The sequence below is a fragment of the Neglectibacter sp. CSJ-5 genome (assembly GCF_032490475.1).
GTDB lineage: Bacteria > Bacillota > Clostridia > Oscillospirales > Acutalibacteraceae > Hominenteromicrobium > Hominenteromicrobium mulieris.
Genome location: NZ_JAVYJC010000004.1, coordinates 243,440 through 258,926, shown reverse-complemented (window position 1 = coordinate 258,926; position 15,487 = coordinate 243,440). Strand labels below are relative to the sequence as shown.

The 15,487-nt window shown below is 54.3% G+C and carries 14 protein-coding genes; 11 read left to right on the top strand and 3 right to left on the bottom strand.

From position 1 onward, the window contains the following. Window positions 1-421: 421 nt before the first annotated feature. Both rlmB and R2K26_RS10095 read left to right on the top strand, forming a co-directional pair. A complete protein-coding gene (rlmB, locus tag R2K26_RS10100) occupies window positions 422-1,183 on the top strand; it encodes a 23S rRNA (guanosine(2251)-2'-O)-methyltransferase RlmB (protein WP_176819565.1) in 762 nt (253 codons plus the stop codon). Between the two features lie 25 nt (window positions 1,184-1,208). Then, window positions 1,209-4,271, top strand: a complete 3,063-nt coding sequence (locus R2K26_RS10095) for a hypothetical protein (RefSeq protein WP_316520467.1) — start codon at window positions 1,209-1,211, stop codon at window positions 4,269-4,271. Window positions 4,272-4,428: 157 nt separating this feature from the next. On the opposite strand, the gene R2K26_RS10090 is transcribed toward R2K26_RS10095, so the two are convergent. After that, on the bottom strand, window positions 4,429-4,575 hold the full coding sequence (locus tag R2K26_RS10090; protein ID WP_176819663.1) for a MarR family transcriptional regulator: 147 nt from the start codon (window positions 4,573-4,575) through the stop codon (window positions 4,429-4,431). A gap of 122 nt (window positions 4,576-4,697) precedes the next feature. Here R2K26_RS10090 and R2K26_RS10085 point away from each other — a divergent pair, with 122 nt between their 5' ends. After that, entirely contained in the window at window positions 4,698-5,027 is a 330-nt protein-coding gene (locus R2K26_RS10085) for a hypothetical protein (protein ID WP_316520464.1), read from the top strand. 34 nt (window positions 5,028-5,061) lie between these two features. Here the strand turns inward: R2K26_RS10085 and R2K26_RS10080 are convergent, their stop codons facing one another. Together R2K26_RS10080 and R2K26_RS10075 are read right to left on the bottom strand one after the other, a co-directional pair. Further along, on the bottom strand, window positions 5,062-5,514 hold the full coding sequence (locus tag R2K26_RS10080) for a hypothetical protein (RefSeq protein ID WP_316520460.1): 453 nt from the start codon (window positions 5,512-5,514) through the stop codon (window positions 5,062-5,064). 25 nt (window positions 5,515-5,539) lie between these two features. Further along, a complete protein-coding gene (locus R2K26_RS10075; RefSeq protein ID WP_316520457.1) occupies window positions 5,540-6,007 on the bottom strand; it encodes a VanZ family protein in 468 nt (155 codons plus the stop codon). 174 nt (window positions 6,008-6,181) lie between these two features. On the opposite strand from R2K26_RS10075, the gene R2K26_RS10070 reads away from it, so the two are divergent. The 8 genes from R2K26_RS10070 to R2K26_RS10035 all read left to right on the top strand — a co-directional run bounded on the left by R2K26_RS10070 (window position 6,182) and on the right by R2K26_RS10035 (window position 15,416). Continuing rightward, the gene (locus R2K26_RS10070) at window positions 6,182-7,531 is read left to right on the top strand and encodes a VCBS repeat-containing protein (RefSeq protein WP_316520455.1); all 1,350 of its coding nucleotides are present in this window, start codon (window positions 6,182-6,184) and stop codon (window positions 7,529-7,531) included. A 39-nt stretch (window positions 7,532-7,570) separates the two neighbouring features. After that, window positions 7,571-8,275 carry a response regulator transcription factor gene (locus R2K26_RS10065; RefSeq protein ID WP_308449418.1) on the top strand — a complete coding sequence of 235 codons (705 nt, stop codon included), beginning with the start codon at window positions 7,571-7,573 and terminating at the stop codon, window positions 8,273-8,275. Window positions 8,276-8,573: 298 nt separating this feature from the next. Further along, entirely contained in the window at window positions 8,574-10,064 is a 1,491-nt protein-coding gene (locus R2K26_RS10060; protein WP_316520450.1) for a HAMP domain-containing sensor histidine kinase, read from the top strand. 28 nt (window positions 10,065-10,092) lie between these two features. Further along, window positions 10,093-11,028, top strand: coding sequence for a DUF1385 domain-containing protein (locus tag R2K26_RS10055; protein ID WP_316520447.1), 936 nt, complete (start codon window positions 10,093-10,095; stop codon window positions 11,026-11,028). Beyond that, window positions 11,025-11,870: a peptide chain release factor N(5)-glutamine methyltransferase gene (gene prmC / locus R2K26_RS10050; protein ID WP_316520445.1), complete on the top strand. Its 846-nt coding sequence runs from the start codon at window positions 11,025-11,027 to the stop codon at window positions 11,868-11,870. The genes R2K26_RS10055 and prmC overlap by 4 nt, the downstream gene beginning before the upstream one ends. Window positions 11,871-12,175: 305 nt before the next feature. Beyond that, entirely contained in the window at window positions 12,176-12,466 is a 291-nt protein-coding gene (locus tag R2K26_RS10045; RefSeq protein ID WP_176820398.1) for a Dabb family protein, read from the top strand. Between the two features lie 210 nt (window positions 12,467-12,676). Continuing rightward, window positions 12,677-14,026 (top strand): MATE family efflux transporter, encoded by a 1,350-nt coding sequence (locus tag R2K26_RS10040; RefSeq protein WP_316520441.1) that lies wholly within the window; start codon window positions 12,677-12,679, stop codon window positions 14,024-14,026. Window positions 14,027-14,033: 7 nt separating this feature from the next. Further along, window positions 14,034-15,416, top strand: coding sequence for an MATE family efflux transporter (locus R2K26_RS10035; RefSeq protein ID WP_316520438.1), 1,383 nt, complete (start codon window positions 14,034-14,036; stop codon window positions 15,414-15,416). Window positions 15,417-15,487: the final 71 nt, after the last annotated feature.

The following is a 15,487-nucleotide window of genomic DNA, read 5'->3' as shown; positions in this document are numbered from 1 at the left end:
AAAGAGCACCGAAAGCGGGTTTTTAACACTTTCCACAGAGTTTTCCACAGCTTAAACGGAAAACGCTATGGAAAGCTCGCTGTGTGTATACTTCTGCCGTGCATATTACAGATTGTATAAATGTAAAGGCCAGCTTATATACAGCAAGATGTGAGAAGATATGCAGCCCGAATGAATAATTATGCCGAGCAAAATGAACACGCAAAAGCACCGTCAAAATGACGAAAAGAGCGCGGCGAAAAAACTGCCCAAAAACACGGCGGTTTTAGGCGCAAAAACCGCCTGCAAAAACCGCGCTAAATTGCGCGTTTCGGTTGCAATGACAAATATAAGTATGCTATAATCTACTATATACTGCGATAGTATTGCGAATTTCGGCCGCAGACGTGTTCTGAAGCCGCGGAAAGGAATAGGTTTGTTCATGGAAAACGAGAGAGAAAGAGATGTCATAGCAGGGCGCAATGCCGTTACGGAGGCGCTTAAAGCGGGCAGACCCATCGACAGCATCCTTGTGCGGCGCGGGGAGAAAAACGGTTCGGTATCGTCCATTCTCCGCATGGCAAAGCAGGCGGGCATTCCGGTAAAGGAAGTGGATTCCCGTAAGCTGGACGGCATGTGCGGCGGCGAAAACCACCAGGGCGTCATCGCCATGGCGGCGGTGCACGCGTTCTCCGAGGTGGAGGATATTTTTGCGCTGGCGGAAAGCCGAAACGAGCCGCCGTTTATCCTTGTGTGCGACGAGATTGCGGACCCGCATAACCTCGGTGCGATCCTCAGAACGGCGGAATGTGCAGGCGCACACGGCGTTGTTATCCCGAAGCGCCGCAGCGTTGGCCTTACGGCGGCGGTCGGCAAGGCTTCTGCGGGCGCGGTGGAATACGTCCCCGTGGCGCGTGTGACGAATATTGCGGTATTTCTTGAGGAGATCAAAGCGCGCGGCGTTTGGGTATACGCCGCGGATATGGACGGCACGGATTGGTGCCAAACCGATTTCTCCGGCCCGGCAGCGCTTGTTGTCGGCTCCGAAGGTTTCGGCGTGTCCAGACTTGTGAAAGAAAAATCAGATTTTATCGTTTCTCTGCCGATGAAGGGCAGAATCAATTCGCTGAACGCTTCGGTGGCCTGCGGCGTGCTTTGCTATGAGATTGCGCGGCAGCGCGCGGGCATCAAGGCCAAGGGCTGAGGCGAAAAAGAAAGGACCCAAAACCATGAACGATGAGAGCAAATTCTCGGTGGACGAGATATTGGAAGCGGAGCGCAAGGCGAAAGCCAACGGCGCGCCGGAAGAGCCGGAGAAAACAACGCCCGGGGTGACGGAAGAACCCGACGCTGTGGCGGAGCAGCCTGTAGAGGAAGCCTCGGCAGAGGTAACACAGCCCGCGCCGGAAGCGGAACCGCAGCCGGTGGAGGTGCAAGAAGACTCCCCGTGGGATACCTACGAGGAGGAAGAAGAGCCCGGAAAGAAAAAGAAGAACAAAAAAGAGAAGAAAGAGAAAAAAGGTTTTTGGGCGCGCCGCCGCGAAAAGAAGCAGAAAGAGGTTTTTAACGAAGCCGAAGACATGTACTACGGCATCCAGTTAAAGCCGATTGACGAATACACCCGCGGGTTTGATGCCACAGGTGAGATTTCCACGCAGGACGAGGGCTATCGCAAGCTGTTTGACGAGAACACCGCGGAGCTTGACGACGAAGTGGCAAAGGACTTTGAGCGCCTGCAGAAAGAGCGTCGCCGTCGTGTGGCCGAGGCCGTAGAGACGGCCGGTGTGGATCTTTCCGCTGTGGAAGACGAGCTGGGCATTGTGGCCCCGGTGCCGGTCTCCGTTGCGATGAATGACCCGAACGCTGTGGTGCCGGAAAACAAAAAGACGAAGGACAAGGTGCAGAATTTCCAGACGGCGATGCTGCAGGACGCGCAGACGCACACGATGGAGATTAAGCTTGACCTTGAAAATGAGACGTTTGGTTTGCAGCAGGCAAAGGTGGTGCCGGAGGTGAGCGAGGATTCCGTGCGCCGCATTCTGGAATCTGTGCAGGCGGAAAACGCGGCAAAGCAGGCTGCACAGGTGCAAAATGCCGAGCAGCAGGCTGCGGCAGCGCCGAAAACGGAAGAAAGTGACGCGCCCGAGATGGCGTTTAAGGATATTTCAAGCAATGGCCCGGAGCCGGAGGAAGAGCCGCAGGCGGAAGAAGGCATGGACATTGCTTCCGGCGAGCAGCTGCCCGAAGCACAAGCGCCGAAAGCGGAAAATGTGCAGGCTGCGGAAAGCGCCGAGAACGCCGGCGAAGAAGCGGCAGAGCCTGCGCAGCAGAAGATCTCCGTGCCGGTAACGGACGTGACGCAGTACAGAAAGCGCGACTTGCCGGTGCACATCATCAACGCGGATGTTTTGCAAAGTGCACTGCTGAGCGAAGCACGCGTGTATTCCGACGACGAGAACGTCAGTGCGGCCGGTGCGCACCGCTTTAAAATTCGCTTTGCGGAAAAGCCGGACGAAGCGCCCGAAAACACGGAAGCCGCCGAAAACAGCGACGAGCTCATCGACGATTACACCGGCCCGGCAGACGCAAAGAGCGTGGCGCACGACCTGCGCACGACGATGCGCGAGCTGACAATCCGCATGCTTGCAACGGGCGTGAGCACTGCAGTGCTCATTTTGGCGTCGCTCATTGCGGAATCCGGCTTCAATGCCAATAACACGGAGACCGCCGGTGCAGTGGGCTACACCATCTTATCGCTTGTGCTGCTGCTAGTGGCCATCGGCTTCTGCGCGAAAACGATTTTAAACGGTCTGAAGGCACTGTTTGAGTTCCGCGCGAATTCGGATTCTGCCGCTGCGGTAGCTTGTGTGGCGGTTTTTGTGCAGACGCTCTGCACGCTGTTTGCGCCGGCTGCGCTCAGCATGGGTAAAATCCACCTTTACGCCGGTATTGCGGCGGGTATTCTGTTCCTGAATACCGTCGGCAAGCTGACGATGCTGCGCCGCATCCACTCGAATTTCCGCTTTGTGTCTTCCCGCGAGCAGAAATATGCGGTGCGCGTATTTGACGATTACAACACGTCTTTAAAAATGGCGGGTTCCTCCGTCATTTCGCAGCCTGCAATCGCGTATCAGCAGAAAACGGGCTTCTTAAAGCGCTTCTTACAAATTTCTTATGAGCCGGACCCGGCAGAGACCTCTTCGCAGGTTTTGGCGCCGGTGGGCCTCATTTCCTCGCTGCTTCTGTGCGTGGTGGCGCTTGTCATCACGAAAGATGCGTCCCTTGCCATTACGGCTTTGGCGGCTTCCTGCTGCGTGTGTGTAGCGGTGATGAACATGCTGGCCGTAAACCTGCCGGTGAGCCGTCTTTCCCACCGTCTGCGCCGCCGCGGCGCGATGGTCTCCGGCTATGAAGGTATCAAGCGCATGAGCGCCGTAAATGCCGTTCTGGTTGATTCCACAGAGCTTTTCCCGCGCGGCACGGTCGTTTTGAACGGGGTGAAGCCGTTTAAGCAGGAGGGCCTTGAAGAAGCCGTTTTGGCTGCCGGCACGTTGGTGCAGCAGCTCGGCGGCCCGCTTTGCGGCGTGTTCGAGCAGGTGTTCAGCGAGCATGAGGGCGAGCTTCCGGAGGTCGAAAAGGCCGCATTTGAGGCCGGAAACGGCGTTGTGGGCACGGTGGACGGCAAAGAGGTGCTCATCGGCTCTCGTACGCTTTTGACTGCGCACGGTGTGGAAGCGCCGGAGCAAAATGTGGAGAGTCAGTACACGACGGGCAGCCGACAGATCTTGTACGTTGCAATGGGCGGCGAGCTTTACGCCATGTTCATCCTGACCTATAACGCAGACCGTAAGAAGAAAGCGGAGCTGCAGAATATGGAAATGAACGGCGTTTCGCTCATTCTGCGTTCGGCAGACCCGAACCTTACGCCGCAGTTCATTTCGCGCCTGTTCGGCATTGACGCCACGGCGGTGAATGTCATCGGCGCGGGCCAAGACGGCCCGGCAGACCACCTTGTGAACGACACTGCGGATCGCGTGGACGCCTATGCCGCCACAAAGGGTCGTGTGGAATCCATGATGAGCCTTGTTTCCACGTGCATTGATGAAAAGAAGAACATCAGCTTCATCGTCGCCATGCAGAACGCGGCGGTCGTCATCGGCTTTGTGCTTGTGGCGTTCCTCACGTTCGTTGCAGGCGTGGAGCAGATTTCCGCATTTGCGCTCGTCATCTACGAGCTGTTCTGGGTGCTCGCCACCGTGTTGGTACCGAAGTTCAGAAATAAAGTAAAATAAGGTTCGAAATTGAAAATCTCTCTCGGCGCAGCCGAGAGAGATTTTTTACGTTATTCTGCAATTTTGACGCGGATACTGCCGCTGAGTGTGCTGACTTTGCATGTGCCTGTGCCGGTATCGAACGGAACATCCACTTTGCCGTTGCTTAACGTGACGGTTACATTACCGCTGAAGCTTTCGTTGCGGAAATGTAGGTCACGCGACCGTCTTCCTCGGAAGCGGTCTTTTGCAGGTAGTCTTTTTGCTCTATTTCCTTTACGGTACGGGTCACACCGGGGCGCGGCCGGTTCAGTGTTTCACCGATGTCAGATCATAACTAACTTTGGTAATGATCAGAACGTAAAAAGAAAATGTCAAGGTTTCAAAGAAAAATCGGCACGGTGTACCTGCCTTTGGCGTAAACTGGTTTAAGATACACCTGCGGGTGTGCCTTGGGAACGGAAAGGGGGTGGTGGCATTCGTATCGTTTCGCCGCCCGTGCCGCTGACGTTTTGCTTTGAGACCGTGGGGCATTTGATGGATGCGGTGGAGCGTGCCGTGCACACGCTCCATGTTCTTTCTTCGGCGCTGGGGCGGATCGGCAGCCGGTTTTTCCTGTGCGTGACGGTGCGGTTTTCAGAGCGCATCGCGGCGCGCAGCCTGTTTACGGAGTATGGGGAGTACGTCGGCGCGGGTGCGCTGACGGCGGCTTATATAGCAGAGCGGGCGGAAACATTCATCCCGAACGCCGCTGCCCGCATGGCAAGGTATTTTTAAAGGCTCGTCGGTTTTGCCGACGAGCCTTTAAAAGTTAAAGTCCCAATGCTGTTACGACTTTATTTACAGTGTCCTTATCCGCGCCGGTGGCGAAAAGAATCGTGGTGCCGTTGCGGTAGAGTACCGTTGTGAGGTCGTCGCCTTTATACGTGTAGCGGTTGTATTCGCTGGAATCGACCGCCTTGCCCTCGGAGGTCCTGACGCTTGAAAGCATCTGCGCGTAGTTCGTTTTGGCGCTGTCCGTGGAAGCGAATGTGAAAAAGCCTAAGGAGTAATCATCGCCCGAAACGGTCAGCGCTTTTGTGATGACGCTGCTGTCAAACTGGTCGGAAACGTCCGTTACTTCGCAGTCGGCAGCCTCGCAGGCGGACTTGAATTGCGCATCTGTGATGACGGTGCGGCCCGCGCAGCCGGAAAACACGATGCACGTGAGCAGAACGGACACGGTGACGAAGAGGGGAACCTTTTTCAAAATATGCTGTTTCATGGTATTTATCCTTTCCGGTTGCCGGTTACCCGGCTTTTTTACAGTGATTGATAAAAAGAAAGAGCAGAACGGTCAAAAAGAATCCGGTCGAAAAGCCGGCGGTGTCGATCCAAACATCGGAAACAAGCGAACCGCGGCCGGAGAAAATTTGAATGGTCTCATCTGTAACGGCGCACAGCATGCCGATGAGCGGAAAGTCGAGAAGATTGCGCCCGTGCTGGAGATTTTTGCCGTTTTTATCGTGCTGCAGGCCGAGCAGAAGCGAAAATTCCACACCCAGAAGGCCGTATTCCGAAAAATGCGCCGCCTTGCGCAGCAAAAATTCACTGATTTCCGTGTGCAGAAGCTGCTCGAGCCACGTTTTTAAGGAGCTGCTCATGCTGCCGGAGACCGCGCGGCTCTGCATGGAGTTGCCCCAGATGAACGCAAGCGTGAGCGCAATGAGAATGCCGAGCACCCATCGCACGCGGGTATTGTGCATTGTTTGTTTCATGCGGAATCCTTTCGAGATATTTTCTCCATTTTACCACGCGCGCGCCGGTTTCTCAATGCTGTCACAGAAATTTAATTTTTATAGGACGCCAAAGCGCCCCTGACTGCTTGCGGCGGTGCGGGGGATATGCTATACTTATATTGATATTATAAATTTGCGCAGGAGGTGACGGTGATGCGCGGAAAACTGAAAAAACTTTTTGCAGCGGTGCTCGCCGTGCTTTTGGCGCTTTCTTTTTCGGGGTGCAGCGAGCTGACGGGTCTTGATGCGCAAGCGCTGATGTCTCCGCCGAAGACGACGGCAGACAGAGAAGCGATATATGCCCTGATGGGCGGCGGCGTGGGTGACGTGACGCTCGTTTACCCGAAATGCGGCGATTACCGCTCGGCGATCATCTCGCGCGATTTAGACGGGTGCGGCACTTCGGAGGTCGTGAGCTTCTGTGCAAACGGCGACGCGGGCGGCACGCGGCTGGAATTTTTTAAGAAAAACACGGACGGTGTTTGGAACTCTATGGCGCGGTTTACCTCGGCGGCAACGCAGGTGGACAAGGTGTTTTTCGGTGACTTGACGGGCGACGGTATGGACGAGATCATCGTGGGCTGGGGAGATCCGCTCACGGCGACGGCAAGCGTTTCGGTTTATTATGTGGACGGAGACACGATCCGCGAATTCTCCATGACAACGGTCTCTTACAGCGAAATGCTGCTGACGGATTTTGACAGCGACAATATAAAAGAGCTGTTCGTTTTGCAGGCGGCGCAGACGAGCGGAGAGGAGATCACCGCGCTCGGCGGGTTATACCGCTTTGACGGAGACCAGCCGTATGTCTCCAAAACCGTGCCGCTCGATGCGGCGGTGACGCGTTACACCTCCGTAAGCTTTTCGCAGGTGAATTCCTGGCGGCGCGCAGCGGTGCTGGACGGCGTGAAAGCGGACGGGCGCATGCTGACGCAGGTTATTGGGTATGACGAAGCGTCGGACAGACTCGTTTCGCCGCTATCAAACGAAGAAAACGCGACGGATCGGCCAACGGCGGCCGCAGCGGTCTCGCGCGATGTGAATAAAGACGGCATTTTGGAGATTCCAACGGCGAAGTTGGCGATAAACGGCAGCGAAACGACGGCGGATTCCACCGGGTATGTCATCACGTGGAACACGTATAGCTTACAGGACAACACGTTGACGCCGGTGTGCAAGAGTATTTTGAATACGGCGGAAAACTACAACCTGTTTTTGCCGAGCAGTGAGGATAACTACGGCTGCCAAAATGACACCGTGACCCGCACAGCGACATTCTTTACGTATACGCAGATCGGCTTTAACGGCAATTATCTCGGTCGGGAGGATAAGTTCTCCATTCGGGTATATACGGAGGAAGACTGGGCGGAAAAAGAACAGGATGACGAAGATATTCTGTTGAGCAGCTCCGCCGGGCGCGTGTATGTGCTGCGCATTTTGGACGATTCCATGGCGGAAAGCGACGAAAAAACGCTGCAAAGCGGATTTGAAGTGCTGGAATAAATATAGACTGAAAATGGGGGACAGAAAGGGGAAACGAACATGAAAAAGATATTGGTGGCAGAGGACGAGCAGAATATCCGCGAGTTTGTGGTCATCAATTTAAAGCGCGCGGGGTACGACTGCGTGGAAGCCGCAAGCGGTGAGGAAGCCTTGCGCGTGTACGAGCAGGCCGGCGGCGATTTTGACGTGGCCGTGCTGGACATCATGATGCCCGGCAGTCTGGACGGCCTTGCCGTATGTAAGGAATTAAGACAGAAAAACGCGACCATCGGCATCATCATGCTGACGGCGAAAACACAGGAAATGGACAAGGTGACGGGCCTGATGATGGGCGCGGACGATTATGTGACGAAGCCGTTCAGCCCCTCAGAACTCGTGGCGCGCGTGGACGCCGTTTACCGCCGTGTGGCACAGTTTACGAGAGCCGCAGAGCCGAATTTCTCCGAAGAGCTGCGCTCCGGCCGCTTCGTGCTGAACCTGCGCAACCGCTCATTCACAAAAGATGGCAACCCCGTGGAGCTGACACAGGTGGAGTTTCAGATCATGGAATACTTCATCTCAAATGCCGGTAAGGCGTTAAAACGCTCCGAAATTCTAAAGCACGTCTGGGGCAGCGGATATGTCGGTGAGGAAAAAATCGTAGACGTGAATATTCGCAGATTGAGAATGAAGATCGAAGACGAGCCCTCGAACCCGAGACATGTTGTCACCGTGTGGGGCATCGGCTATCGGTGGGATAAATAAGAACGAGACTGCGTGAAAGCGCGGCTAAAAGTTTTGATCGACCTTTTTTCAAATGAAGGTCAAACCGAACCTATGGTTCGGTTGTGGATTCCAAAGGGGAAACCTTTGGTCGAGCTCCGCAGAGTGCGAAATCCTTTTGCCTACCCGAAGATCAGGAAGGTAGGCTGAATAATCCAGTGAATTATTCAGCCGTAGGGAACCCTATCCAGGGGTTTCCTGAATGACTTGCAAGGCAAGTCATTTAAAATGATAAAAATAGGCTATTCCACAAAAAGAAGCACAGAAAGGAGGAAAGCGCGTGTTCAAAAAAGGTATCGCAAGACGCTGGCTGTTTAACAGCCTCGGTGTGATGATTTTATTATTTACAGCCTGTATTGCGGCGCTTTCTTTCGTTGTGCAGAGCTATGCCTATAACGGCATACAAATGACGCTCATCGGTCGCAGCGACGAGCTGCCCACCGTGCTTTCTGGCAGCATGAAAACCGTAAGCGAGTTTAACGCTGCAGCCAGAAGCTACACCGAAAATTTCCCGGATAAAGACCTCATGGAGGTCATGGCGGTCTCGCGTTCGGGCAGCATTTTGTCTACCTCCTCCGGCTTTGCGCCGGACCAAAACCAGAGCAAGCCCGATTTTGAAAGTGCCTTGCACAGTGAAAACGGGTACGGCTATTGGATCGGCAAGCTCGCAAGCGGCGAGAAGGTCATGGCCGTCTCGCGCGTGGCGCGCGGCGCAAACGGCGCGGTGCTCGGCGCGGTGCGGTACATCGTCTCTATGGAGCGCGCAGACCGGCAGATTACGTATGTCGTGCTGGTCCTGATTGGCATCGGTGTACTCATTTTGGTGCTCGTCACGCTTTCAGGTATTTATTTCGTGCGGTCTATTATCACGCCCATTCGGGAACTCAATGCTACAGCGGAAAAAATAGCAAAGGGCGATTTTGACGTGCGCGTCAAGAAAGAGAAGGACGACGAGCTCGGCGCACTGTGCGACTCCATCAACGACATGGCGGCAGAGCTTGGCGCAGCGGAAAAAATGAAAAACGACTTTATTTCCTCTGTTTCGCACGAGCTGCGCACACCGCTGACGGCTATTAAGGGTTGGGCGGAAACGCTGCAAACAGGCGGCATCGGCCGCGAAACGTATGATAAGGGCATGAACGTCATCGTGCGCGAGGCAGAACGTCTTTCCGGCATGGTGGAGGAGCTTCTGGATTTTTCCCGCATGCAAAGCGGCAGAATGCGGCTGATCCTCAAGAAGATCGATCTTTTGGCGGAGCTGGATGAGGCCGTGTACATGTTCACCGACCGCGCGCGAACGGAGCATAAAAACCTCATTTACGATGAGGAGGATACGATGCTTTCGCCGATTTTGGGCGATGTGAACCGCCTGCGGCAGGTGTTCATCAACGTCATCGACAACGCTTTGAAATATACGAATCCCGGTGGTACGGTGCGCGTTTCCGCGTATGAGGACGACGGGTTTATCCGCGTCATCATCAAGGACAGTGGCTGCGGCATCCCGGCGGAGCATCTGCCAAACGTCAAAAAGAAGTTCTACAAAGCAAACCAAAACGTGCGCGGAAACGGCATCGGCCTCGCCGTCGCAAATGAGATCATGGAGCTGCACTCCGGCTCGCTTGATGTTGACAGCGAAGAAGGCATGGGCACCACGGTCATCATCACGATACCGACCATGAAAAAACTCGAGACGAACCCCGAGCTTTCCAATACAACGCAGATTCCCACCGCCACCGCGCAGGTGCAGGTCGTGGAGAGAAAACAGAATTAAATATTGTTTATAAGCAAAAGGAGAAAAAATGGCAAAACGCGTAACATCTATCGGCGGGCAGGCCTTGCTTGAGGGCATTTTGATGGTTGGCCCGAAGAAAAACGTAGCGGCTTTTTGTGACGAAGCCGGAAATATTACAACGGAGGAGGTTTCCACGCCGTCGCTGCGCGAAAAATACCCCATTTTGAAAAAGCCGTTTATACGCGGCGTGTTCTCTATGGTGGATACCCTGCGCCTCGGTATGAAGGCGCTGACGCTTTCGGCGGATAAAGTGGGCGGCGAGGAAGAGGAAGAGCCCTCGAAATTTGAAAAGTGGCTCGAAAAGAAATTCGGAGACAAGGTGATGAATGCGGTCGTCGCCGTGGGCGGTGTGCTGGGCGTGGCGCTTGCGGTGCTGCTGTTCTTCTTTTTGCCGGCGGTTCTCTTTAACGGGCTGATGATGCTCACGGGCGACGGCATCAGTGGTTGGCGTTCGGTGTTTGAGGGCCTTTTACGTATCGTCATTTTTGTACTGTACATTGTTATCATCTCTAAAATGCCGGAGATTGACCGCACATTCCGCTACCACGGCGCGGAGCACAAGACGATTTTCTGCTATGAAAACGACCTGCCGCTCACCGTGGAAAATGTGCGGAAGCAAAAGCGCTTCCACCCGCGCTGCGGCTCCAGCTTTATGATCTTAATGCTTTTACTCGGCATCATCATCGGCTTTTTCATTCCGTTTTCCAATCCGTTCCTGCGCACATTCTGTAAGCTCTTGTGCCTGCCGATCGTTGTCAGCATCGGTTATGAGCTCATCAAACTTTGCGGCAAGTACGATAACGTGCTGACGCGCATCATTGCGGCGCCGGGCCTGTGGTTTCAGCGTTTGACCGTAAAAGAGCCGACCGATAAGATGATGGAAGCCGCTATTGCGGCGATGAAAGCGGTTATCCCGGAAAACGGCGAGGATATTATCCGATGACGCTGAACGAGCTGTACCGCGCAGCGAAAACGGCGCTTGAACCCGTCACGGAAGACCCGACGTTTGAAGCCGCGTGCCTTTTGGAGCATTTCTGCGGCGCGAACCGCACAGAGTTATTGCTGCACGGCGATAAGCCGGCGGAGTCTGAAGCGGAGCAAGCGGTGCTTTTCGCGCTCGAAAAGCGCAAAACGGGCGAGCCGCTGCAATATCTGCTTGGCGAGTGGGACTTTATGAGCCTGACGCTTTCCTGCGGAGAGGGCGTGCTGATTCCGCGCGAGGACACCGCTGTTTTGGTGGAAGCAGTGTGCAAGCGTTTGTCGAAAACCGAGAATTTGCCGAAGGGGCTTGACCTTTGCGCCGGCACGGGTGCGGTGGGGCTTTCCATCGCGAAAGAAGCACACGCCGAAGTGACGGAAGTGGAGCTGTACGACGGCGCATTCAACTATTTAAACGAGAATTTGGCGCGTTACCCGGAGCTGCCGGTGACGGCGGTAAAGGGCGACATATTAGATAAAGCTTTTGCGGAGACGCTGCCGGATGGGTTCGATTTCATCGCATCGAACCCGCCGTATATTGAGACAAGCGAGCTGCCGCTTTTGCAGCGCGAAGTGCAGAAAGAACCGAAAACGGCGCTGGACGGCGGCGCGGACGGCCTCATCTTCTACCGCGCGATCTGCGATATTTGGGCGAAAAAATTGCATCCGAACGGCGTGCTTGCCGTGGAAATCGGTGAGACGCAGGGGCAGGCGGTAAAGGTGCTGTTTGAAGCCGCCGGTCTGCGCGATGTGCGGATTCACAAGGACTTGGGCGCGCTCGACAGGGTGGTTTCGGGGGTTAGATAGAATAAGTCGATTTTTTAAAGGCGGCTTTGGACGCCTTTCGGGGAAGACTGGGTTCGATTTTTATGAACTTGTGTTACAAGTTCATAGGGAAACCCCTTAGTAGGGTTTCCCTCGGACGAAACGTCCACCGGAAGTTTCGTCCTCCCTTTCTGACTTTGCGAATGCAAAGAGATTTCGCTTTCTGCGGAAAGCGATGTAGGGCGCTGCCCTAAGAACCTGCAAGCTTTTGAAAAAGCTTGAGCAAAACTTTTAACCATGGTTTTCTTTAGCTATGCAATAATTTTATCCGAAAGGAAGTTTTTCAAATGGTAAAGCATGTTTTAATGATCAAGCTCAAGGACAATTCCAAGGAGCAGTGCGAAAAGCTGCGCGATCTTTTTATGACGATGAAGGGCCGCGTGCCGCAGGCACTTGACGTGGAAGCCGGTGCGGATTTCCTCCACTCCGAGCGCTCCTTTGACGTCTGCCTGACCGTTACGCTCGAGAGCCCCGAGGCGCTCGAAGAATACCAGAAAGACCCGTACCACTGCAACACGGTGAAGACTTATGTTGCGACGGTTCGCGAAAAGGCGGTTGCGGTCGATTACATCGTTTGATTGAACAAAATTCACGCGGCGCTGTGCGGCTTTTGCATGGCGCTGCTTTTTTACACGGCTTGTTGCTGAAGCCGAAATCGCGCCAAATTAGCCAAAAAAGAATAGGAAAATTCGGCGTTTACACCCCTCGAAAACGACATATGGGCATTGAATTGCAGCATTTTATCCGATATAATGGTAGCTAAAGTGTCTTTTGAAGGGAGCGATTTTGTGGTTCGCAATATGACGAAGGGCAGCCCGGTAAAGCTTTTGCTGGCGTTTGCACTGCCTTTGCTCGTTGCCAATGTGTTTCAGCAGTTATACTCTGTGGCGGATGCTATGGTGCTCGGCCGCGGTGTAGGCGTCAACGCGCTTGCGGCGGCGGGTTCCACGGGTTCGGTACATTTCTTTATTTTTGGTTTCATCAACGGCTTGACGCACGGGTATTCCATTTTGATTTCGCAACGCTTCGGCGCAGGCGACGAAAGCGACATGCGCCGCACGGTGATGAACGCGGGCTACCTCGGTTTTATGAGCGCGGCGGTCATCACGGCGTTAAGTCTCATTTTCTCGCGCCCGCTCATGACACTGATGGGTACGCCGACCGATATTTTCGACGACGCACTTTTGTACATCCGCATTATTTTCATCGGCATTTTCACGACGGTGTTTTACAATACGCTTTCGAGTATTCTTCGAGCGCTCGGCGACAGCATGTCGCCGCTCATTATCATTCTCATCAGCTCGGCAGTGAACATCGGGCTGGACATTCTGTTTGTCATGGCCTTTAAATGGGGTGTGGCCGGCGCTGCGTGGGCGACCGTTTTGGCACAGCTGCTTTCCGGCCTGATGTGTCTTTTCGTGTTGCGCCGTATGCCGGTTTTGCGGTTTAAAGCCGGCGAAAAGCGCATGGATAAGTCTATTATTTTTGGCTTATTGAAGCTTGGTTTGCCGGTCGGAATTATGAATTCCATTACGGCGATCGGTGGTATGATCTTGCAGGGCATTGTGAATAGTTTAGGTTCTACGATTGTGGCGGCATATACGGCGGGCTCGAAAATCTTCGGTCTTGCGGAACAGCCGTGCAACATCATCGGGTTATCCCTTGGCACGTATGTCGGGCAGAACCTCGGCGCGGGACGCGTTGACCGCATTAAAGTCGGCGTGCGCCGCTGCATTTTGATGGTGCTCATCGTCGATTTCTTCATCGGCGGCGCAATGATTCTGTTCGGTCGCCAGCTGACGGCGGTGTTCGTCTCCGGCGTGGAGCAGGCGGTCATCGAAGCTTCGTATCCGTATTTGCTGTGTTGCGGTGCGATGATGTGGGTGCTGGGTTTGCTGTTCGTTTACCGCTTTTCCCTGCAAAGTCTCGGTGACACGGTGGTGCCGATGCTCTCCGGCGCGCTGGAGCTAATTCTGCGCATTTCCGTTGTGCTCGTGCTCTCTAAAGTGTTCGATCTGGGTTTTCTTTCCATCTGCATTGCAGAGGTCTCCGCGTGGTTCGGCGCGGCGGCACTGCTGTGCGTGACATATTACATTCGTATTCAAAAATTGCCGGAAAAACTTTCGGCGAAATCATGAGGGGTTTATGGCAAAAACAGAACGTATTCAAAATATGACAAAAGGCAGCCCTGCAAAGCTGATTTTCACTTTTGCGATACCGCTGATGCTGGGCAACGTGTTTCAGCAGTTCTACACGGTGGTGGATACCGCCATTGTGGGGCAGGCGCTCGGCGTAAACGCGCTGGCGGCGCTCGGTGCGGCGGACTGGCTGAACTGGCTCGTGCTGGGGCTTATCCAAGGCTTTGCGCAGGGCTTTTCCATTTACATGGCGCAGCGTTTCGGCGCGGAAGACCACGAGGGTCTTAACCGCTCCATCGGCGCGACGATCTCGCTTTCGGCGGTCATTTCAATCTTGACCGTCATTCTGAGCCAAGTCGCCATGGCACCCGTGCTGCGCGCCATGAACACGCCGGAGGAGATCATCGGCGGCGCGTTCACATACCTGCGCATCATGTTTGCGGGTATACCCATCATCATGGCATATAACGTGCTTGCAAGCATCCTGCGTGCGCTCGGCGACAGCAAAACGCCGCTGTATGCCATGGTCATTGCATCTATTCTGAATGTCGGGCTTGATCTGCTGTTTGTTATGGTGTTCCACTGGGGCATTGCGGGTGCGGTCGTCGCAACGGTCATCGCACAGCTTTTTGCAGCGCTTTACTGTTTGCGCGCTGTGCTGCACGTGAAGGTCATCCATCTGAAAAAAGAGTATTTCCGGCTCAATCCGGAAATAGCAAAGCGCCTTTTGGGACTCGGTACGCCGGTCGCTGCACAGAATGTTATCATCGCCGTGGGCGGCATGGTGGTGCAGTCGGTCGTCAACCGCTACGGCACGCTGTTCGTGGCGGGCTTTACGGCAACGAATAAGCTGTACGGTATTTTGGAGATTGCCGCCGTTTCGTTCGGCTACGCCGTGACGACGTATGTCGGGCAGAATCTCGGCGCGGGGCTTTTAGACCGCGTGAAAAAGGGTATGCACTCCGCAACGTGGATCGCTTTGCTGACCTCGGTCGTCATTACGGTTTTTGTGCTGATTTTCGGAAAATACGGCATCGCACTGTTTATTTCCGGCACGGCGGAGGAAGTGTCGATCTCGTCGCAGGTGGCAATACACTATCTTAATATCATGAGTATTTGTCTGTCTATCCTCTATATGCTGCACATTTACCGCTCCGCGCTGATGGGGCTTGGCGATACCATCATGCCGATGGCTTCGGGCATCATGGAATTTCTGATGCGTATTGGCGTGGCGTTGTTTCTGCCGCTTGTTATCGGGCAGGAGGGTATTTTCTATGCGGAGGTCACGGCTTGGGCCGGTGCGGCTATTTTGCTTGTCACGACGTATTTTGTGAGAATGCATAAGCTGACGAGAGGGCTTGGCGCAAGCCAAAGTAAAGCGGGCGAATAAAAGAAGCCTTTCAGAAAAATATGAAGCTAAAAAGCGTGCAGAAAACAAAATCTGTGCGCTTTTCTTTATTA

Bases quoted from the DNA above. Each gene is read 5' to 3' on its own strand.
- R2K26_RS10065 (WP_308449418.1), top strand. From the start codon at position 7,571: ATGAAAAAGATATTGGTGGCAGAGGACGAGCAGAATATCCGCGAGTTT.
- R2K26_RS10080 (WP_316520460.1), bottom strand. From the start codon at position 5,514: ATGAAACAGCATATTTTGAAAAAGGTTCCCCTCTTCGTCACCGTGTCC.
- R2K26_RS10075 (WP_316520457.1), bottom strand. From the start codon at position 6,007: ATGAAACAAACAATGCACAATACCCGCGTGCGATGGGTGCTCGGCATT.
- prmC (WP_316520445.1), top strand. From the start codon at position 11,025: ATGACGCTGAACGAGCTGTACCGCGCAGCGAAAACGGCGCTTGAACCC.
- R2K26_RS10055 (WP_316520447.1), top strand. From the start codon at position 10,093: ATGGCAAAACGCGTAACATCTATCGGCGGGCAGGCCTTGCTTGAGGGC.
- rlmB (WP_176819565.1), top strand. From the start codon at position 422: ATGGAAAACGAGAGAGAAAGAGATGTCATAGCAGGGCGCAATGCCGTT.
- R2K26_RS10095 (WP_316520467.1), top strand. From the start codon at position 1,209: ATGAACGATGAGAGCAAATTCTCGGTGGACGAGATATTGGAAGCGGAG.
- R2K26_RS10045 (WP_176820398.1), top strand. From the start codon at position 12,176: ATGGTAAAGCATGTTTTAATGATCAAGCTCAAGGACAATTCCAAGGAG.
- R2K26_RS10070 (WP_316520455.1), top strand. From the start codon at position 6,182: ATGCGCGGAAAACTGAAAAAACTTTTTGCAGCGGTGCTCGCCGTGCTT.
- R2K26_RS10035 (WP_316520438.1), top strand. From the start codon at position 14,034: ATGGCAAAAACAGAACGTATTCAAAATATGACAAAAGGCAGCCCTGCA.